The organism is Bacillus sp. FJAT-29814, from assembly GCF_001510715.1.
In the GTDB taxonomy this organism is placed as follows: Bacteria; Bacillota; Bacilli; order Bacillales; family Cytobacillaceae; genus Neobacillus.
The window spans coordinates 593,473-614,488 of sequence record NZ_LMTJ01000001.1 but is presented as its reverse complement, the minus strand read 5'-3'; the positions used below and the strand labels follow the sequence as shown (position 1 = coordinate 614,488).

The 21,016-nt window shown below is 43.0% G+C and carries 16 protein-coding genes and 1 pseudogene; 3 read left to right on the top strand and 14 right to left on the bottom strand.

Going from position 1 to position 21,016, the window contains the following annotated elements; genetic code table 11:
- The first annotated feature begins 25 nt into the window (after positions 1–25).
- Positions 26–931: a TetR/AcrR family transcriptional regulator gene (locus tag AR334_RS02900; protein WP_066304697.1), complete on the top strand. Its 906-nt coding sequence runs from the start codon at positions 26–28 to the stop codon at positions 929–931.
- A gap of 38 nt (positions 932–969) precedes the next feature.
- Here AR334_RS02900 and AR334_RS02895 read toward each other — a convergent pair whose 3' ends face one another.
- The 4 genes from AR334_RS02895 to AR334_RS02880 form a co-directional block, all read right to left on the bottom strand.
- Complete coding sequence (locus AR334_RS02895; protein WP_253701168.1) at positions 970–1,356, bottom strand: hypothetical protein; 387 nt, start codon at positions 1,354–1,356, stop codon at positions 970–972.
- Positions 1,357–1,479: 123 nt separating this feature from the next.
- Positions 1,480–2,868, bottom strand: coding sequence for a M20/M25/M40 family metallo-hydrolase (locus AR334_RS02890; protein ID WP_066304695.1), 1,389 nt, complete (start codon positions 2,866–2,868; stop codon positions 1,480–1,482).
- 250 nt (positions 2,869–3,118) lie between these two features.
- Positions 3,119–3,604, bottom strand: a complete 486-nt coding sequence (locus AR334_RS02885) for a PaaI family thioesterase (protein WP_066304691.1) — start codon at positions 3,602–3,604, stop codon at positions 3,119–3,121.
- 14 nt (positions 3,605–3,618) lie between these two features.
- Positions 3,619–4,770 (bottom strand): lactate 2-monooxygenase, encoded by a 1,152-nt coding sequence (locus tag AR334_RS02880; protein WP_066304689.1) that lies wholly within the window; start codon positions 4,768–4,770, stop codon positions 3,619–3,621.
- Between the two features lie 163 nt (positions 4,771–4,933).
- Between AR334_RS02880 and pepF the strand changes: the two genes are divergently transcribed.
- Complete coding sequence (pepF, locus tag AR334_RS02875; RefSeq protein ID WP_066304688.1) at positions 4,934–6,751, top strand: oligoendopeptidase F; 1,818 nt, start codon at positions 4,934–4,936, stop codon at positions 6,749–6,751.
- Positions 6,752–6,852: 101 nt separating this feature from the next.
- Here pepF and adhE read toward each other — a convergent pair whose 3' ends face one another.
- The 5 genes from adhE to AR334_RS02850 form a co-directional block, all read right to left on the bottom strand.
- Entirely contained in the window at positions 6,853–9,447 is a 2,595-nt protein-coding gene (gene adhE, locus AR334_RS02870) for a bifunctional acetaldehyde-CoA/alcohol dehydrogenase (RefSeq protein WP_066304685.1), read from the bottom strand.
- A gap of 39 nt (positions 9,448–9,486) precedes the next feature.
- Entirely contained in the window at positions 9,487–9,714 is a 228-nt protein-coding gene (locus AR334_RS02865; RefSeq protein WP_066304682.1) for a hypothetical protein, read from the bottom strand.
- Between the two features lie 220 nt (positions 9,715–9,934).
- On the bottom strand, positions 9,935–11,665 hold the full coding sequence (locus tag AR334_RS02860) for a bifunctional UDP-sugar hydrolase/5'-nucleotidase (protein WP_082692757.1): 1,731 nt from the start codon (positions 11,663–11,665) through the stop codon (positions 9,935–9,937).
- A gap of 119 nt (positions 11,666–11,784) precedes the next feature.
- On the bottom strand, positions 11,785–12,279 hold the full coding sequence (locus AR334_RS02855) for a hypothetical protein (RefSeq protein WP_066304680.1): 495 nt from the start codon (positions 12,277–12,279) through the stop codon (positions 11,785–11,787).
- A gap of 38 nt (positions 12,280–12,317) precedes the next feature.
- Complete coding sequence (locus AR334_RS02850; protein ID WP_066304677.1) at positions 12,318–12,752, bottom strand: universal stress protein; 435 nt, start codon at positions 12,750–12,752, stop codon at positions 12,318–12,320.
- 308 nt (positions 12,753–13,060) lie between these two features.
- Between AR334_RS02850 and AR334_RS02845 the strand changes: the two genes are divergently transcribed.
- Positions 13,061–15,760 carry a cation-translocating P-type ATPase gene (locus tag AR334_RS02845; RefSeq protein ID WP_066304674.1) on the top strand — a complete coding sequence of 900 codons (2,700 nt, stop codon included), beginning with the start codon at positions 13,061–13,063 and terminating at the stop codon, positions 15,758–15,760.
- Between the two features lie 41 nt (positions 15,761–15,801).
- On the opposite strand, the gene AR334_RS02840 is transcribed toward AR334_RS02845, so the two are convergent.
- The 5 genes and pseudogenes from AR334_RS02840 to AR334_RS02825 form a co-directional block, all read right to left on the bottom strand.
- Positions 15,802–16,647 carry a hydrogenase small subunit gene (locus AR334_RS02840; protein ID WP_066304666.1) on the bottom strand — a complete coding sequence of 282 codons (846 nt, stop codon included), beginning with the start codon at positions 16,645–16,647 and terminating at the stop codon, positions 15,802–15,804.
- Positions 16,648–16,782: 135 nt separating this feature from the next.
- On the bottom strand, positions 16,783–17,328 hold the full coding sequence (locus AR334_RS02835; RefSeq protein WP_253701167.1) for a hypothetical protein: 546 nt from the start codon (positions 17,326–17,328) through the stop codon (positions 16,783–16,785).
- A 77-nt stretch (positions 17,329–17,405) separates the two neighbouring features.
- A pseudogene (locus AR334_RS28655) lies at positions 17,406–17,552 on the bottom strand (excalibur calcium-binding domain-containing protein); the annotation flags it as partial.
- Positions 17,553–17,637: 85 nt separating this feature from the next.
- On the bottom strand, positions 17,638–18,621 hold the full coding sequence (locus AR334_RS02830; protein WP_066304662.1) for a proline dehydrogenase family protein: 984 nt from the start codon (positions 18,619–18,621) through the stop codon (positions 17,638–17,640).
- A gap of 140 nt (positions 18,622–18,761) precedes the next feature.
- Positions 18,762–20,906 (bottom strand): bifunctional diguanylate cyclase/phosphodiesterase, encoded by a 2,145-nt coding sequence (locus AR334_RS02825; RefSeq protein WP_066304658.1) that lies wholly within the window; start codon positions 20,904–20,906, stop codon positions 18,762–18,764.
- Positions 20,907–21,016 lie beyond the last annotated feature (110 nt).

Below are 21,016 nucleotides of genomic sequence, written 5' to 3'. Positions count from 1 at the left end.
CCAAAAAGAATGCAAGGAGATAGTTATGAATGAACGAAAGCAGCAAGTCCTGAAGAAGGCTCATCAGCTTTTTATTGAAAAAGGGTTTCAAGCGACCTCGATTCAAGATATATTGGAATACAGCGGAATTTCAAAAGGTACATTTTATAATTATTTCTCTTCTAAGAATGAATTATTAATTGCCATTTTCAAAAAGTCGATTGTCGACCTTGAAAAAATGCGTGATGACTTATTACTCGGCCAATCTCCATCTGATATTGAAGTTTTTATTAAACAGGTTGAGTTGCAATTAAAAATGAATCGAAAAAATAATCTGATTACCCTTTTTGATGAGGTTATGGCTTCAGATGATAAAGACCTGAAGTTATTTATCAAGAAAGGGCAAATAAAAAATATTCGTTGGCTCTATCAACGGTTTATAGACCTATTCGGGGTAGAAAAGAAGCCGTTTTTATTGGATTGCGCGATTATGTTTTTGGGGATTCTTCGCGATAATCTTAGATATAGCAATTTGGCTTATCAAACGAATACCAATATTGCCGAGGTTGTCCGTTACACGGTAAACCGGTTAGTTAAAATGGTCGATGAAGTGTCAGAGGCGAATGAGCAACTAATTACACCAGAAACTTTGGAAACTTGGCTGCCCAGCAAAAAACCCGGTCCCTCATTTAAAAAGGAGCTGCATCACCTTGTTGCTTCATTGAAAAATTCTCTTGCGGGTACAGACCAGCAGGAAAGTCAAACCGAATTGCTTTCGTTTATTGAAGAGGAATTACTGGATTCAAAAAACCCGCGCCGTTTTTTAATTGAGAGTACCATGGCTGCATTAACGTCCTTGGGGGATCCAATATGGGAAAATAATCTTCGTCAGTTGAAGCGATTAATTGCGGACTATTTTATCAAAATAGAGGAAATGAAAGAAAACGGATGAGAGGCTGCCCCAGTGACAGCCTCTATTTATGTAAAGTATTATTGAAGAAACGCTTTTTGTATTTCCCAAATAAAATAATGCCTCGAATATTGCCTTACTTCAACAACTGCATCTTCGCCATTTTTCGTAAAAATCAATCCCGACCCCATTTGTTCTTGATACTTCCAGCCTTTTGATGTCATAAAATCCTTTATTACCTCATACCGGTCATCCTCTGTACTTTCTGACAAATACCTGCTTCGTTTATCTGTCTTAGCAAACTGGACATATTTTGAATCACCAAATTGAAGTTTAACTGCAGAAACAAGCAGCGGCACTGGATTTCCCTCTTGGAAAATGACAGGTCCGAAAGCACTAATGATAAGACCGGTTCCCATTATCAACATGATCAGATATGGAAGTATATATTTTTTAATCCGTCCCATCTAAACCCTCCAAAACGCCCATTTATTTATTATGACGATTTTACCGACGGTTTAGTTGCAGTAAAATTGGAAAACTTTATAATAAAACAGCCTCCTAATTTGCGGAGACTGTTCTTCATCCAATTATTTATTTAGGGCAGGGACATCCTTCCTTACGGTGCTGAACAGGCCTGCTCCGATAATTTCAAGGGCCGACTGCATCCGTTCTGCCGAAATATTATCCTCAATTGTATCCTGTGGAGTATGGTAAACCTTTTCAATGTGATACACTAACGGATCCCAGCTGTCGATCCCCATCCAGATAAATAGAGCTGCAGGGATACCTGCTTGGTGGAATGGTACGTGGTCACTTGATCCGAATGTTCCTGGCAGAATATCAGAATTTCCTAAACGGGCTCCAGCGGCCATTGCAGAATCCGTTACAATATTTCTGCTTCCGTCTGGTGTCATTGCATAAAGGTGAGTAGCCTTGTCATAATTAGTGGCGACCATATCCGGATTAAAATATGCTTCGATTCTATCCTTTTGTTCTTGTGACAGTTGGTTTACGTAATATCTAGAGCCCAGTAAGCCGCGCTCTTCCGAACCCCATGCAATAAACTTCAATTCTTTATCGGTATTGTAACTTTTAAAAACCCGGGCAAATTCAAGCATCATTCCAACACCTGAAGCATTGTCATTTGCTCCAGGGGCCCCGACAACGCTATCATGATGCGCTCCAAAGATAACCTCTTTTGTATGTGTATTTTTACCTTTTGGCGCCTTGGTGGCAATGACGTTTACGGATTGGAGGTTAGCATGGTGCTTGGCTGTAAGGCTGACTTCAACCGGACCTTTTGCCAGCTGTTCCTTCAGCCATTCTCCTTGAATGTAGGCTGCCCCATAAACAGGAACATCAAGTTTGGATGCCAAACTTGGATTAAAGGTTTGCCCGTAGTTGCCACGGCTGCCGACAAGGCTTTGAAGGATAACACCGGCGGCACCAGCTTTCACCGCGTTATCTACCTGTGTCCGGTAGCCGGCAGTAGTTGATGCTCTTGGCATGACAACAATTTTTCCTGCTGTATTAGCTGGGAAATCAGTTAAACTTGTTCCGCCCTCAACAAAAATAACCTGACCTTTTACAGCTGTATCACTGATTTTTCCGTTTGGAGCTGCAGCCATTTCCCACGAAGTTCCATCAGCGAAGGCAAAATTAGCAATGTACTGATCAGCGACAGGGAAATATTGATATTCAACATCATATCCGTAGCCTTTTAGCGTTTTAGCAATATATTCCGCTGAACGCTTTTCCCCCTCAAGTCCACCAGGACGAGTGCCGATTTCCTCAGATAAATATCTGACGTGTTCAATTGCCCTTGCAGCATCGACTCTCGCGACCACTTTTTGGTCATGTGAATAAGCTGATTTGCCATTTGATGTTTCAGCAGACGCAAAGCCTACCGAACCAAATGCAATCGATACTGCTAAAAGTGAAGCAAAAACCTTGGAACCTTTCTTTCCTACTACCACAGCGTGACCCCCTAAAAAATAATATTTTCCAGCCGCTATGAAACTAGCGAACCAGCTTGTACCATTTGGCACAATTACTATAAATCTTATAGAATCCACAAAATTTTAACAAGTTAAAAAATTACCAATATTTCGGCAATAATAGAGATAATTCATTAATAATTTCCAATTTGCATATAGGAATAAATGCCTATCTGTTAATCTATTAAAAACACCCTTCCAGCGGATGGCTGGAAGGGTGTTTTTAGTCTTATTCCTGTTTTAAAAATGTACTAGGCATCGACACGGCGATTACTTCACCGCTGGCACAAAGCACGTCATTGGCAAAAACTTCTGTTTCTACCTTGAATTTTTTCGGGTGAATTTCGGTAACGGTTCCGACCGCTTTAAGCGGTACCCCGTGTGGTGTTGGCTTGACAAAGCTTACATTTAAATTGCCGGTCACAAACCGGGGCGGTTCCGCCCCATCACCTGGTTCATGGCCATTTTTCCGATGCAGTGCCAATGCCGCAGATCCGGTGCCGTGGCAATCAATGAGCGAAGCAATTAGTCCGCCATATACGAACCCCGGGGCTGCTAAATGCTCCGGTTTCGGCGAATAAATTGTTACAGTTTGGTCCCCTTGCCAGCCTGTGCGAAAATGGTGTCCTGATTCATTTAAGCGGCCGCAGCCATAGCACCAGGCAATTTCGTCCGGGTAATAATCCTGAATGGCTTTAACTATTTTTTCTTCCATTACTTTTTCCCCCATTACATACTTTTTAGTAAATCACGGCTCAATTCCTCGATCGACCGTTTGCCTGACAAAGCCAAAGTTAAATCAAAATCGGCAATCAGGTTACGCAGCACCTGCTTGACACCCTCTTCCCCTGCCAATGCCAAACCATACATGTACGGGCGGCCAACCAACACCGCTCTGGCTCCAAGGGCCAGTGCTTTCAAGATATCAGACCCTCTGCGAATGCCGCTATCCATTAGTACCGGGATATTGCCTTGGACAGCATCGACCACTTCCGGGAGGGCATCGATGGCGGCAATCGCCCCGTCAACTTGTCTGCCGCCATGATTGCTGACAACAATCCCGTCGACGCCGTGTTCGACCGCCAGCTTGGCATCTTCAGGGTGCAGTATTCCTTTTAACAAAATCGGCAATGAAGTTTGTCCTTTGATAAACTCCAAGTCGTTCCACGTTAATGTTGGATTTCCGAATACTTGCCCCCACAGCATAATCGCCGCTCTCATGTCCTCATTTGGAGACTTCTCTAATCTTGAACAGAATACTGGATCAGATAAGTAATTTCCAATCCCTTCCCCTTCAAGGAACGGTAAATACGCATTCTCGATATCTTTTTCGCGCCACGCCATCATCGGGGTGTCAATGGTAATCACGATGGCGTCGTAGCCGGCAGCTTCTGCACGTTTGACCATGCTGGCGGCGATTTCGCGGTCATTACTCCAATATAATTGGTACCAGCGCTGGCCTTGTCCCATTTCTGCGGCCACTTTTTCAATGCTATATGTAGATGCTGTACTGGCAATTAACGGAACCTCCATGGCTGCCGCCGCTCTTGCAGTCGCTAATTCCCCTTCAGGATGGACTATCGATTGCACGCCAACCGGCGCAAGCAATACGGGATAGGATAGTTTTTTTCCAAACAGTTCGATGCTTAAATCTCTTGTCGAGGTGTCACAAAGCACCCTTGGGACAATTTGCCACTTCTCAAATGCCTTATTGTTTTGCTTCGCAGTCACCTCAGCGCCTGCTGAGGCGGCCACATAATAATACGGTTTAGCCTCAAGGTGCTCCTTTGCTTTTGCCTCTAACTCCTCATAGGAAACAGGGACAATATTCTTTTCAAACTGCTGATAAACCTTGAATTGGACCGAATTGCCAAAACTCATCTTTTCTCCCCCTCGTAAACGCTTCCATAATTCCTTGTAATTTGATTTTAAGGAAATGTTGGAAATTTTACAACAATTAAGCCGTTAAAGTTATTGACTTAATTTTCTAGCAAATACTATGATAATACTTAGTACCACGAAATATTTTAGGAGGAATTTGTTCATGGAGAAAAAAGTGGAAAAACGGCTTACCCGCTCTGAAGTTCAAGAAGATTTGACTTGGAATCTGGCTGATTTATTTCCATCTGCTGAGGCATGGGAAGCCGAACTTGAGGCAATTGATTGTGAAATCGCGAAATTTGATAGATTCAAGGGCACTTTACATACTGGACCAAAAGCTTTGTTGGAATGCTTGGAAGCACAGGAGCAGCTTTCAATGCGAATGATTAAGGCCTGGACATATGCAAGCTTAAAACAATCGGCAGATGGCACGGACCCGGTAAACCAGGCTAATTCTGCAAAAATTGCGGCATTGCGGACAAAAACTGTTGCCGCCCTCTCTTTTATTGACTCGGAAATTCTTCAACTTGAAGATGGTGTTGTCAATCAATTTTTGCAAGAGGAGCCCGGTCTTAACGCTTTCCGAAAGAATCTTATGGAGCTTTTAGATTCGAAAACCCACCGGCTCGCGCCGGAAACTGAAGAGGTTTTGGCCGCTCTTGGGCAAGTCCATGATGCTCCATATCAAATTTATCAAATGACCAAATTGGCGGATATGGATTTTGAACCAATCGCTGATGCTAATGGGAATGAACTCTCTGTCTCCTTTGCCCTGTTCGAAAATCGCTATGAATTTTCGCCAGACACAGAGGTTCGCAGAACAGCATACCAATCGTTTGTTTCGACATTGGAGAAGTATACCAATACGATGGCAGCAACATACGCTACGGAAGTGAAAAAGCAGGTGACGCTTGCCCGCTTACGCAACTATGAGTCTGTTACACATATGTTACTGGATCCCCAGCAAGTATCGCTGGAAATGTACAACAATCAGATTGACATTATTTATAAAGAATTGGCACCCCACATGCGCCGCTTCGCACAGTTGAAGAAAAAAGTGCTGGGCCTCGATAAGATGATGTTCTGTGATTTAAAGGCACCACTTGATGCTGATTTTAATCCATCCACAACGTTTGAGGAAGCGAGCCAATTAATCCTAGATTCCTTAAAAGTCATGGGACTGGAGTATAGTGAGATCATACAACGAGGTTTTAAGGAAAGATGGGTCGACCAGGCAGACAATGTCGGAAAATCAACAGGTGCTTTTTGTTCCAGCCCTTATGGATCCCACCCGTACATCCTGATTACCTGGCAGGACAATATGCGCGGATGCTTCACCTTGGCACATGAATTCGGTCATGCTGGACATTTCTATTTGGCAAATAAGAATCAGCGAATCATGAACGTCCGTCCTTCAATGTATTTTATTGAGGCGCCATCGACAATGAATGAGATGCTGTTAGGTCAGCATTTATTAGACAAGTATAAAGATGAACAGCAAATGAGCCGCTGGGTCATTCTGCAGTTGCTAGGAACCTACTACCATAACTTTGTCACCCACTTGCTAGAGGCTGAATATCAACGCCGAGTTTATGCGCTTGCCGAGAAAGGCTCAGCACTGACAGCGAAGACGCTGACAGAAGTTACCGGAGCGGTGTTATCAGAATTCTGGGGTGACACGGTAGAAATCGATGAAGGCGCCAGCTTGACCTGGATGCGCCAGCCGCACTATTATATGGGGCTGTATCCATACACCTACTCTGCAGGATTAACCGTTTCAACAGCTGTCGCTCAAATGATTCAGGAAGAAGGCCAGCCAGTCGTTGACAGATGGCTTGACGTCCTCCGCGCCGGCGGGACTATGAAACCACTGGAACTCATCAAACATGCAGGCTTAGACATGTCAAAACCTGAGCCAATTCGCAAAGCGGTGGCATACGTAGGTTCCCTCATTGATGAACTAGAAAGATCATATCAATAAAGAACCTGGTGTCAGGCACCACAAAAAGACAATTTAGGCCATTTGTCCACCCCAGGTGGACAAATGGCCTTTTTGGTTTTCTTCCTTATGTTAATTATTTGTTAGACACCTTTATAAGCCTGGCGGTAGATGGCTGCAAGCTCTGTTATGAGCGGAAGTTTTGGATTAGCTGTCGTGCATTGGTCTTCGAAGGCACGATCTGCCAAGTAATCCACTCTGCTTTCGAATTCCGCTTGATCGATTCCGGCAGCTTCAATGCTCATTGGAATATCTAGTTCTCTTGCCAAATCAATGATGGCCTGAACGAGGCTATTAACGCCTTCTTCTGTCGTGCTTGCAGGTAGTCCTAGCAATCTTGCAATTTCAGCATAACGCTTATCGGCGATGAAATGTCTATATTTAGGGAATGCCGTAAACTTCTCAGGCTTCTTCGCATTGTAGCGAATGACATGCGGTAGTAAAATGGTATTGGCACGGCCATGGGCAATATGGAATTCAGCGCCCAGCTTGTGCGCCAAGCTATGGTTAATGCCAAGAAACGCATTTGCAAATGCCATTCCGGCAATTGTGGAAGCATTATGCATTTTTTCGCGAGCTTCTTCGTCACCGCCATTTTTGTAGGCTCTAGGCAGATATTCGAATACCAATTGAATGGCTTTCATAGCCAAACCGTCTGTATAGTCATTGGCCATACAGGAAACATAGGCTTCAATAGCATGTGTCAATACATCCATACCGGTATCCGCCGTTACATGTTTTGGCACTGTCATGACAAACTGCGGGTCAATAATCGCCACATCTGGAGTCAATTCATAGTCGGCTAGCGGATACTTCACGTTCGCTTCCTTATCAGTAATAACCGAGAAGGATGTTACTTCTGACCCAGTACCAGATGTTGTTGGAATCGCGACGAATTGTGCTTTTGAGCCCAAATGCGGGTATTTCACAATTCGCTTACGGATATCCATGAATTTCTGTTTTAATCCAAAGAAATCAGCATCCGGGTGTTCAAAGAATAACCACATTCCTTTGGCTGCATCCATTGCCGAACCGCCGCCAAGCGCGATAATGACATCCGGCTGGAATTTCGCCATCATTTCAGCACCCTTCATGACTGTTTCAATGGATGGGTCTGGTTCTACCTCAGAGAAAATTTCACAATGTACATAGTCAGGCCGTTTCCGTAAATAATATAGCACCTTGTCCACATAACCTAGTTTCACCATTCCAGGGTCTGTCACGATGAATGCCTTCGAGATATTTGGCATTTTAGCCAGATACTGAGTAGAGTTCTTTTCAAAATAAATTTTTGGCGGAACTTTAAACCATTGCATGTTCACGTTTCGTTTCGCAACCTTTTTGATATTAATTAAGTGAATCGCCCCCACGTTGGTGGAAACAGAGTTGCCGCCATACGTACCGCAGCCAAGGGTCAAAGACGGGATATAAGCATTATAGATATCACCAATTGCCCCTTGGGAAGACGGCGCATTGACTATAATTCGGCCTGCTTTCATCCTTAAACCGAACTGACGAATGGCCTTATCATTGGTCGTGTGAATGACCGCTGAGTGGCCAAGTCCGCCGAATTCCAGCATTTCTTCTGACCGCTTCAACCCTTCTTCCATGCCGCTTACCTTATAGCAAGCCAATACCGGGCTTAGTTTTTCTCTTGACAGCGGGTAGTCAGGTCCGACGCCTTGCAATTCTGCCACCAAGATTTTCGTGCCCTCCGGAACTTCCACGCCGGCCATCTGTGCAATCTTATAAGCCGGCATTCCGACGATATCCGCATTGACTGCACAAGTATTTTCATTGATTACTAGTTTTTCAACCTTTTTCTTCTCTGTTTTATTTAAGAAATAACATTTATTGGCGATCATTTCTGTTTTGACTTCATCATAAATATCCTGGTCTATGATGACAGCCTGCTCGGAAGCGCAAATCATTCCGTTATCGAATGTTTTTGATAAAATTAAATCATTCACTGCTTGCTTCGGGTTTGCCGTTTTTTCAATATAGCACGGCACATTGCCTGGTCCTACTCCAAGTGCCGGTTTTCCTGAACTATACGCCGATTTCACCATACCTGAACCGCCTGTTGCAAGAATAAGAGCAATCTTTGGATGGTTCATTAGCGTTTGGGTTGCTTGGACGGAAGGTGTCTCAATCCATTGAATGCAGTTTTCCGGTGCCCCTGCTTTGATGGCCGCATCTCTTAATACCCTTGCCGCTTCACTGCTTGACTTTTGTGCAGTCGGATGGAACGCAAACACAATTGGGTTGCACGTTTTTATCGAAATCAAAGATTTAAACATCGTCGTTGACGTTGGGTTTGTGACCGGAGTCACCCCCGCGATGACTCCAACCGGCTCGGCAATTTCCATTATGCCTTCCATTTCATTTTCGCTTATCACGCCAACCGTTTTGTTGTATTTAATATTATGATAGACATATTCGGTAGCGAACATGTTCTTGATAATTTTGTCCTCGTAGACGCCGCGCTTTGTTTCCTCAACAGCCAGCTTTGCCAGTGGCATGTGCTGGTCAAGTCCGGCTAGCGCCATTTGCTTCACGATTTCATCAATTTGGGTTTGATCTAAGCGGCGGAATTCTTCCAGTGCTTTTAATCCGTTATCTACTAATTGATCAATCATTTCAGTGACACTCTGTACTTTTGCTTCAACTGTAGTCATTGCAATCACTCCTTGGCTCTATTAAATAAATATGTGAAATTATTCACAAATAGGGTTGCGCGGAATCTTGTCAAAAGAAATATCAGTCAATACCTTCGAGCTTCTTTTCACGATAATGACAAAGTTAACTGTCCAAATATAAGCGGGAATTGTATCATCATCCTTGAACATCATTGCCTCAAATTCGTCACCGATCAGGTCTTCAAAAACATCTTGAGTGTAAACTTCTGCATCTGTCGAAAAGTCCTTCCATTCACAAACCATCATTTTTTATCACTCCTTGTTCCTTTATGAGTTAAATGTAACATAAGATCACCCACTTAAGTTTGTGAAATATTGAACAAACTTTGAATTAAATCGATTGAAAACGCTTTAAATCAATGTTTCTAAATGAAGCGTTTCCATTTCCATTTAATAATTATGCAAAAAAGACTGTGACAAACGAATCACAGTCTTTTGTTTGTTAAAAGAAGTTCCAAAATGCTTTCTATTGCAGCTTGCGAATCCTATTTTGCAATCCATAAGTGAATGGTTTCGGCTGGGCCTTGATATAGGCAACGAGCACATCTAAATCTACAGGTCCTACTTCCTTGTTTTGGGCTTTGGTGAATTCAGTGAAGCCGTCACCTCCGCCTGCTAAAAAGATATTTGCCGCAACAGTATACGATTTATTTGGGTCAATCGGTGAGCCGTCTGCCAGCGTAATGTCCACTACCTTTTGTCCGGATGGCTTGTTTGAATCCCAAGTGTAGCTCAGACCGGAAATTTGCAGCATGGTAGTTTTTGCTCCCCATTGCTGGTTTAACAGATTACGGATTTGCTGGCCCGTCATGGTCATTCTTATCATATCATTGTTAAATGGCTGAACGGTATAAACTTCACCCCAAGTTATATCTCCGGAATCAATGTCGGCACGGATGCCGCCGGGATTCATGAAAGCAAAATCAGTCTTTAATGCGATCCTTTGTGAATCGGCAATAAAGTCGCCTAGCACGGATTCGCCGTTTTCATTCTGCTTTGAGGTTAAGGCAGTCGTTGTAGAGCCGACAACCTCATTTACAATTGGTTCGATTTTTGCCTCGTACCCCTCAATCATTTGCCTGATTTCAGGATCAGGTTGGATTCCCTCCTGGAACGTGGTGACAATTTCTGCCCGTTTCGTCACAATATCCTTTGTTTTAGGGTCAATTTCAAGATCGACATCAGAAAAAGCGGTGCCATATGAGTACGACTGAACCACCAATTTATTGTCAACCGTCGCGTTCATATAGGCATGATTGTGGCCGCCGAAAATAACATCGACTTCATCGTCGACACGATTGGCGATGTCCACAAGCTCTCCTGTCGGGTTTTCGCCGTTCGGTCCGGAGCTGCCCGGATTATGAGCTAGTACTACGATCGCCCTTACACCCTGTTTCTTCAATTCCGCGACACTTCGATTAATCGCTTCCACTTCATCGGTGAATTCCAAACCAGCCACGCCGCTTGGAACCACAATAGTGGGTGTTTCTTTTGTTACGACGCCGATAAAACCAATCGGCATTCCATTCACTCTGATTACTTGATGGGGTGGCAAGATCGTCTTGCCTGTTTCCTTATTCACGACATTTGCTACAACCCAAGGGAATTTGGAGCCAGCAAAATTTCCTGTTTTCGGGTGAGCACCTCCATGAATCAAGCGGAGCAGCTCATTCACTCCTTCATCAAACTCATGATTCCCTACGGTACCAATGTCAAAGCCCATTCTGTTCAAAAATTCGATGGTCGGTTCATCCTGCAGCAAAGCTGAAACCGGCGGGCTTGCTCCGATCATGTCCCCTGCCTGGACGAGAAGTGTATTCTTATTTTCTGCAGCCCGTTGCTTTAAATAGGCTGCTAGATAGTCGGCACGGCCCGCAGGCTTACCGCCTACGTTTCGGGTTACATTTAATTGACCATGCAAGTCGTTAATTCCCAAAAGCTGAATTTGAATATAACGCTGACTTGGCGCAGGAGGCTTGACCTTTTTCTGTTTTGTTTCTGGACGATTCGAAATATGGCCATGGTATTCCTCCGATAATCCCTGGTCATCTGTCGGATTTTGCCGGACCACTTCAACATTTGGTTTAGCCGAGACATCTGTATCATGATGATCTTCCAAAGCTTGGGCAGAAACATATGTATTCCCTGACCACCCCAATAAACAACAAATGATCAAAGAAATCACGCTTTTATTCATCAATTTCCCTCCTAGATTTTACTAACAAACCAAAGCTATTTTGTGCTTTGACTGGGAGGAATATACATATTTAAAACCAGGTAAAAAAGCAAAAGCATCGGAACTCCGATGCTTGAATTTTAATTCCTTCGTTTGGATTTTGACGCGGCGTGCCCCAAACAGGCACCACCAATAGCACAGGCAATCATCATGACCACTCCGGAAAAAATTCCAGGAAGAGCGGCGCGGAACCACTCCAACATGCTAAAGGCGATCCACCAGCTAAGTCCAAACCCAACTGTCCCCCAGACCATAAAGTCTTTAATATTACGAAAAACAATTCCAATTAGCAGTCCGACGGTAAGGCCCAAGAATAATCCAATAAATAGGTACTTTAACGGAAGCTCAAAGAACGTCAGAAACACAAAAATCGGAACGGCGAAACCAATGAAAAATCCGATTCCACCAAAAATCCCTGCCATCACTGTTAGCTTAATATTACGGGCAGGGATTGTCAGGAAAGCGCTTCCTAAAAACCCTGACAAAAGAAACGCCTGGACCATGTAATCTCCCGCAATGCCTGCTATCAATCCACCCAAACCAAACCCAATTGCCCCATAAAGTTTATAGGACATCCTGCCTTCCCCCTTGATTCCATCCGAAAAAGCCCTGGCTAATTTCGCTTTGGAATAATTAATACGGGTACCCGGGATTCATGAAGGACTCCATTTGAAACACTCCCTAGTACAGTACCTTTAATTAATCCTATGCCGCGTGACCCAATAACGATATATTGAGAGGATAATTCTTTTGCAAGTTTGCAAATTTGCTGCGTAGGATCGCCAATCCTTAGAATCAGTTCATAATCCACCTTCTGTGCTTGCATAAAGTCAGCTGCCAGTTTTGTCGCTTCCTCAAACATCTCCCTTTGATATTCTTTAATCAATTCATCATTAATAAACATTTTAGTGTGAAAGAAGTTGTAGGAAGGCTGCACATTGACCAAGAAAAGCTTACTTTGATATGCCTCTGCCAATCGAACGGCCTCCTTTAAGGCCTCAAGAGAATGATTCGAACCATCAATACCGACTACAATTCGATTCTTCATGTTATTCCCTCCAATAAAGTAGTAGAAATGACAAAAGACCTTTTGACTGTGTTCAAAAGATCTGACGAGAAACAAATGGTGTCAACAGGACGGCTCCACATCCACAAAGATAACCACTTACTATTAACTTCTAGTTTGAAAGGGCCACCCCTTCACCTTTATTGTATGAAAATTTTACCAACAAATCAATGTGAATGTTTGAACAATTTATGACTTTACCCCGTGGAAACGGCTTTACGACCAGCAATATGGTTTAATGAAATTAGATAGATTTTCCATTTCAAAATTATTTGGAAGGGTGAAGTTTCATGTGGCATGCCAAAAGTAATGCTGAGGTAATGAAAGAATTAGATACAGATGCTTCAACTGGACTTTCCCAAAAACAAGCCGAATCACGCTTGCAGCGTTTTGGGCCTAATGAATTTAGTGAACACAAAAAACCATCCATTTTCGTACTATTTTTTGAACAGATTAACAGCCCTCTCATTTACATCCTCATTGTTGCTGCGGTTATTTCCATCTTTGTTGGCGAGTACAGTGATGCTGCTATTATTATACTTGTTATTCTCCTCAATTCGGTTATCGGTGTGATCCAAGAAGCAAAAGCGGAGAGAGCGCTAGAGGAATTGAAAAAAATGACCACTCCAAAAGCGGTTATCAAACGGGACGGGAATATCAGTGAAATCCCGTCAGAATTGCTTGTGCCCGGTGATGTTGTCATGATTGATGCAGGACGGTTTATCCCAGCTGATTTACGTTTGATTGAAACAGCCAATTTAAAAATGGAAGAATCGTCTCTCACAGGTGAATCTGTCCCCGTCGATAAACAGGCTGACTGGCTTGCCGTGGGCGAGATTCCCATCGCCGATCAGCGCAATATGGCGTTTATGTCGACGCTGTCAACATATGGCCGTGGCATCGGGGTCGTGGTCAACACCGGGATGAATACGGAAATCGGCAAGATTGCCGACATGTTGGGCAGCCAAAAACGTGAAATGACTCCTTTGCAGGTAAAACTAGCAGAGCTAGGAAAAATCCTTGGGATTGGTGCCGTCCTTATATCCGCTGTTATCTTTTTAATCGGCTTTTTTCAAGGCAGAGAAGCCTTGGATATGTTCCTGATAGCGGTAAGCCTTGCTGTAGCCGCGATTCCGGAAGGACTCCCTGCGATTGTGACGATTGTCCTCGCCCTTGGTGTTCAACGGATGATCAAACGGCGGGCTGTTGTCAGGAAGCTCCCCGCTGTTGAGACCTTGGGAGCAGTCAGCGTGATTTGTTCTGATAAGACCGGAACACTGACACAAAATAAAATGACGGTCACAAAGGTGTTTACCAATGGCAAATATGTCCCGCTTACTGCCTTGAAAATCGAGAATCAATCCGAAAAACGGTTTGTTGAAGCAATGGTACTATGTAATGATGCAATTGTAACTGACACTGAACAAACAGGTGACCCGACAGAAATCGCCCTGGTTGTTGCCGCCAAAAAACTTGGATTCGATAAGCAGCACCTAGAGAAAGACTTTGATCGTGTATTTGAAGTTCCGTTTGATTCCGAGCGAAAAATGATGACAACCGTGCATCAACGGGATGGCCGCTATTTCGCTATGGTAAAAGGGGCAATAGAAAGCATCTTGCCGCTAACCACCCAAATTTTAGACTATGGTGAAATCATTCCCATAACGGATCGCCAATGCGACATGGTAAAAGAACAGGCGAATCGAATGTCTGATGAAGCCCTTAGGGTATTGGTCATTGCTTATAAAGAAGTGAATTCAACAGAGGAGTTTACACAGGAGCAGCTTGAAAGCGGCCTCACTTTATTGGGACTTACTGGTATGATTGACCCTCCAAGAGACGAAGTTAAAGCCTCCATTACACAATGTAAAGATGCCGGCATCTCGACTATTATGATTACCGGTGACCATCAAAAAACGGCCTTCGCCATTGCCAAGGAACTTGGAATTGCCACGGACGAGAAGGAAACGATCGCGGGCTCGGAGCTTGATTCGCAATCAGAAAGTGAACTGAACGAAAAAGTGAGGAGAATTCGTGTGTTTGCCCGGGTCTCTCCTGAGCATAAAGTGAAAATTGTAAAGGCACTAAAAGCAAATGGAGAAATTGCTTCCATGACCGGTGATGGTGTCAATGATGCACCTTCACTTCAGGCTGCCGATGTCGGTGTCGCAATGGGCTTAAGCGGCACCGATGTTGCCAAAGGGGCTGCCGATATCGTGCTGACCGATGATAATTTCTCCACAATTGTGGCTGCAGTCGAGGAAGGTAGGAATATTTATCAAAATATCAAAAAATCGATTCTCTTTCTACTATCCTGCAATCTGGGGGAAATTTTCACGCTATTCTTTGCGATATTACTGGGCTGGCCAGCTCCCTTGACTGCGATTCATATTTTATGGATCAATTTAATTACCGACACCCTTCCCTCCATCTCGCTCGGTCTTGATCCGGATGACCCTGATGTGATGAAGGAAAAACCGCGATCTATTAAAGAAAGCATTTTTGCTCACGGCAGCGGAACCTTTACACTGGTGAATGGCTTGATTATTGGGGTGATTACTCTGTTTGCCTTTATCGCCGGGTTGTCGCTATACACCGGGTCTGGCTCCATTTTTTCAATCGACTTTGGCCACATTCCGGCCGATGCCCTTATCCATGCTCAGACAATGGCGTTTATTACTCTGAGTGTCTCGCAACTATTTCACTCGCTTAACCTTAGGAATAATCATAAATCCATTTTTCAAATTGGGTTTATGACCAATAAATATTTGCTGGGGTCGATTCTGCTGGGCATCACAATCCAGGCTGTTTTGGTCAACACACTAGTTTTTAACAGGATATTTGAAATTAGAGTATTAACAGTTAAAGATTGGCTTCTGGTGCTTGCCCTTTCGATATTGCCGGTTATGTTCAACGAACTATGGAAAGCAGGAAAGAGAATATTCCAAACGCCGGCCGATACACACCACAAAAAGACCAGCCATTTCTAATTGAAAAAGGCCAACTCCCAAGTGGTTGGCCTTCCTCTATCCTACTTTCGCTTCTTACCGCTAAATCCGCCTTTGTCCCAAAAATCTTTCTCAGAGCAGGCAATACAGCAAAAACCTGCTGCAATGCAACGTTCTTGGTCAATCGATTCACAGGCGTTAAACGCGGTCGGCCCTTTACATCCCAATTTAAATAAACAGTATCCTTTTTGTGCGCCCTCATCATCATAAGACAATGCAAATAATTTTTGGTCAAAGTATGCCTTCCGATGGCAGTTCATATGGACCGTTGTTTTATAAAATTCCTTAGGCCGCATTTTTTTATCAAGCTCAGGCAGTTCCCCATGGAAATGAACATGCAGCAACGTTCCAATCATGACTTCCGGAATCGGAGGACAGCCTGGGACCAGGGCGACAGGGATCTCCTCTGGTATAACGGCTCTTATATCAGCGGCTTGGGTTGGATTTACCCCTGCAGCCGGCAATCCTCCCCATGCCGAACAACTTCCAAAAGCAATAACAGCCTTTGCATGTCTAGCTGCTTGAATGATTTCCTCCCGTACCGACTTCCCGGCAATCATTAGGTATTCATCACTGCCAGGGATCCCGCCCTCCACCGCCAATACATATTGGCCCTCATATTTTTCAAAAATGGATTCCTTATGCTCCTCAAGCTGATATCCGCTTGCCGCTGACAATAATTCACTGTACTCCAGAGAAATGAAATGTAGCAAGGTATCTAACGACGATGGTTCGAAGGAACGAAGGAAAGCCTCCTTACAGCCTGTACAATCCAAAGCGCTGATCCAAATGACCGGCAGGCGCTGGTCAGTTTGCTCAAGCTGCTCCTCTGTCACGTTTATTGCCTCTAACCAGTTATATTGCGGCATCGTATCTACCCCTCACTTTAAAAATTGACTTCTATACTATCATTAGTATAGAGTTTTCCTAAAACTGGCGTCTATTTTTTGTGAAATAATTCACAAATTATTCTTTGTTACAATATCACCTTGAAAATGGTAAATTCAAGGCAATATTATTTTTATTAATCTATTAAAAATAGCCCGGCCCAGCTCCATCCAAATCCAGCTGTAGACATACGAAAACAACAGGATTCCCCCTGCTGTCCATAAAGAAAATGAACCAGCAACCCCTGGACCGAGGATGGGAAATTTGATAATGAACAATAAACTGCTAATTCCTAAAGTTAAAACTAACGAGCCAACCGCTGATACGGCCCACCTCGTTCCGAAAAAACGGAAAGCAATACCCATGCCCAAGCCCAATAGCCCGGTTGTGAACGGAAAAATCATTAGCTCACTAGGCTGCAGAATAAGAAGCAAGAGGTTAGTTAGGAGAAATGCCATCCCTCCTAATGGAAGGGATAACATACTGTAAAACAGGATTGGTGCAGTTGCCAGTGGACTAATGAAATAACCAACGCCAGGTAGGAAACCACCGGCCGACTGAAAAACGGCTGCAAGGCTGGCGAAAATTGCCCCAATGACAAGCCGTTTTGTCCTCGAGATCCTTCTGAACTCAGCTTGAGTAGTCTTGATTGAAGGTTTCAAAGAAAACACCGCCTTTTTGGCACACAAAATAAATAAAGGAGACACGATCTGTGTCCCCTTCCATTTATATTCACTAGTTAGCTCTCACATGCGTAGTTGTCTTTATCCCGGTCCATTTTTGCCTGGTATGCCGGGTGCGTCGATGGAACTCCATTTGGATAAACCTTTCTTAGCTCGGTACAGTTTTGGAAAACTTCTTTAGTCGAACCGCTATTCGTCGAGGTTCCCCCAGAACTGCCTGTTGTGCCTTACACTTTTTACCATGTTAAATAAAACCCCCCAATCCTGGAATTGGGAGGTTACCTTTTTCTATTTACGTTTTTTATTGGAGGTTTTCGTCAATCTTCCCAAAATAAAGGCCCCTGCAGCCACACCAATGATTGTGTTTGTCTTCTTGTTAAATACCTGCTTGGCAACGAGATTTAAATTTTGTGGCCGTTCCGCCAAACGGCGCATGAAGTAGCCATACCAGTCGTTGCCAAATGGAACGTACGTGCAGAAATTATAGCCTTCTTTCGCAAGCTGTAATTGCAACTCTTTCCTGAAACCATAGAGCATTTGAAACTCGAATTTATCATTAGGGATATTGTTTTTCTTTACAAATTGCTTCACATGGTTAATGATTCGATGGTCATGGGTCGCAATCGATGTGAACTTGCCATGTAACAGATGCCATTCTATCAACTTAATATAGTTGGCATCAATGTCCTGCTTATCCTGATAGGCAATTTCGGCAGGTTCTTTATAAGCCCCCTTTACAAGGCGAATGCGTAAATTTTGATATCTTTCAAGATAGTCCATCGCTTTATGGAAATAGGCTTGAATCACTGTACCGACATTATCAAATTCGACTGAAAGGTCATCCATCAGGTCAAACGTAGGCTGAAGATGTTTAAAATCCTCCATGTCGATGTTGACAAACATATTATACTGATTTGCTTGGGCCACGATTTCTCTTACATTGTTTAAGCAGAAAGTATAATCGATATCAAGTCCGAGTTGGGTTGGCTTTAATGAGATATGTGCATCAGCCTGGTTCTCTTGGATCGCATCGATTACCTTAAGAATTTGTTCCTTTGCAGCTGTTGCTTCTTCTTCCTTAAAAACGAATTCACCAAGGTTGTCAACCGTGCAGGAAATCCCCTGAGCGTTTAGGTCCTTAATGCTTTTAATCGCTTCTTCGATATTTGTACCTGCCACAACACTTTGTGCTCCTAATTTTAAACCGTACTTTTTAGCCGTGCTGTTGAGAAACTGATTTTGTGACAATCCCATAAAAATATCTTTCAACATCTTGATTGCTCCTTACCATACTGATGTTTTAATATTAATACCATCATTATAGCATACGCTTTCATTAATGCTTATTTTGTGAATTTTCTCATTTTGTAGCTAATTTTTTAAAAAAAAGACCATCCTTTCGAATGGTCCGTTTAAGTTGAAACAGGTTGTATTCCATTTAATAAAAGGTTCCCGAATTCCTCCATTGGCGATGGCTTGGCAAACAGGAAGCCTTGCACCTGATGACATTTATGCTCTCGCAAGAATAGTAATTCCTCTATCGTTTCCACACCTTCAGCAATCACATCCGTTTTTAACAGATGGGCAAGCTGAATCATCGCCGCGGTGATCCCGGCATTATCCGATTGACAGGAGATATCGTGAATAAATGAACGGTCAATTTTGATCCCGTCCAGTTTAAAGGATTTTAAATACGAAAAAGAAGAGTAGCCTGTCCCAAAGTCATCAATATAAATCTTGATTCCCAATTTCTTAAGCTCATTGATGGTTTGAATGACATCGGTCTCATTCCGCATCAATGAATTTTCGGTAATTTCAAATTCCAATAGGCAACCGTCTAACCGATATTCTTCAAGTAGGACTCGGACGCTCTCCGCAAAATCTTTTTGAAAAAACCTCTGTGGGCTAATGTTAATGCTGATTGGCACTAATGGAACGCCATCATTCCGCCATTGCACCAATTGTTCACATACCTTCCGTTTCATCCATTTCCCGATTGGAATAATCAGGCCGGTTTCTTCGGCAATGGGGATGAACTCGGCCGGTGGGATCAGCCCAAACTCCGGATGATTCCAGCGAATCAGCGCCTCGGCGCTAATAATTTCGTTCGTGCTAGTATCAACCCGTGGCTGTAAGTGGACAAAAAATTCATCATTTAATAATGCCTTTCGCAAATCCCTTTCCAGGAAAAACGACTGAAAGCTCTCTGAATCCATAATCGATGAATAAATTTGACAATTGTTTCTCCCTTGATCTTTCGCTTTATAGAGAGCAATATCCGCGTGCTTCATTAAATCTACAACCGTAAGTCCATTATCAGGGAAAAGGCTGATCCCAATGCTTGCTGTCACATATAGCTCATATTCCTTAATAAAGAAAGGCACTGTTAAACAGTCCAATAATTCCTCGGCACACGAAAGTGCCTCTTCATGATTTTCAATGACCGGACAAAGAACCATAAATTCATCGCCACCCATGCGGGCAATACACTTTTCTTTGCCGATTTGCCCCTTTAATCGAGACGCAAGCTGTTCCAATAGGCGGTCACCTATTAAATGGCCTAATGTATCGTTGATGTTTTTAAAACGATCCAAATCTATATACATCACAGCAAGCTTTTGATTTTTCGCTTTTGCGAGCTGTATTGCTTCCGTTAGCTTTTCTTCAAACCCCCTGCGATTGAGCAACTTTGTTAATTCATCATGACGGGCAAAGTAGGCATTTAATTCTTGAACTCGTCTTTTTTCAGAAATGTCCTTCCCTAGCATGTAAATCCCATTGATTTGATGATCCATAATAATGGGAAGGAAGGTTAGGTTTAAGAATATTTTTCGACCGTTTTGATGATAAACGACAGTTTCAAAATTTTGCGGTTCACCTTTAAGTGCTTTTTTGAAGAATCCTGACGTCATTCCTCGGTATTCCTGCGAGATGAGATTCACTAAATCCATTTCTTGCAGGGTTTCGCTTGAATAACCGATGATTTTTTCGACCGCAGGATTCATATTAATGACATTGCCCATTGTATCAAAAGTGAAAACTGCTTCATGGCTATGTTCAAACAATGATTGATACAGCAATTCGTTCTCCTGAAGCTGTTTTTGGGTACTGATTAATTCTGTCATAACAGCCTTTTTTAAAGAAGCCTCCATGTGCTTTTGTTTGGTAATGTCAACACGAATGGAAATATAACGCTGTGGTTTGCGGTTTTCATCTAAGATTGGAACAATGGTAGTATGTACCCAATAATAGCTGCCATCCTTTGCTTTATTTTGAATCTCGCCCTTCCAAACCTTACCTGAAGTAATAGTAAACCATAAATTCCGGAAAAAATCTTTGGAATGAAAGCCTGAATTAATAATTCGATGGTCCTGGCCTATCAATTCTTCTTTACTATATTTAGAGATATCGCAAAATTTCTTATTTACAACTTGAATAATACCATTATCGTCCGTGATTGCGATAATCGCCGATTCATCCAAAGCGTATTTTAAATCTGATAATTCCTTACTCAAAGAGACTAACTCATGGTTACGATCAATTTGAACTATACTCATTTCGGGGCTCTCCTTAATAGACTTGTCCCAAATGTACAAAATCTGTGCCTCACAAGATAGTAGTTACAAGGGGCTATCCGAGTGTACTAAAACATTATACAACTTCATTC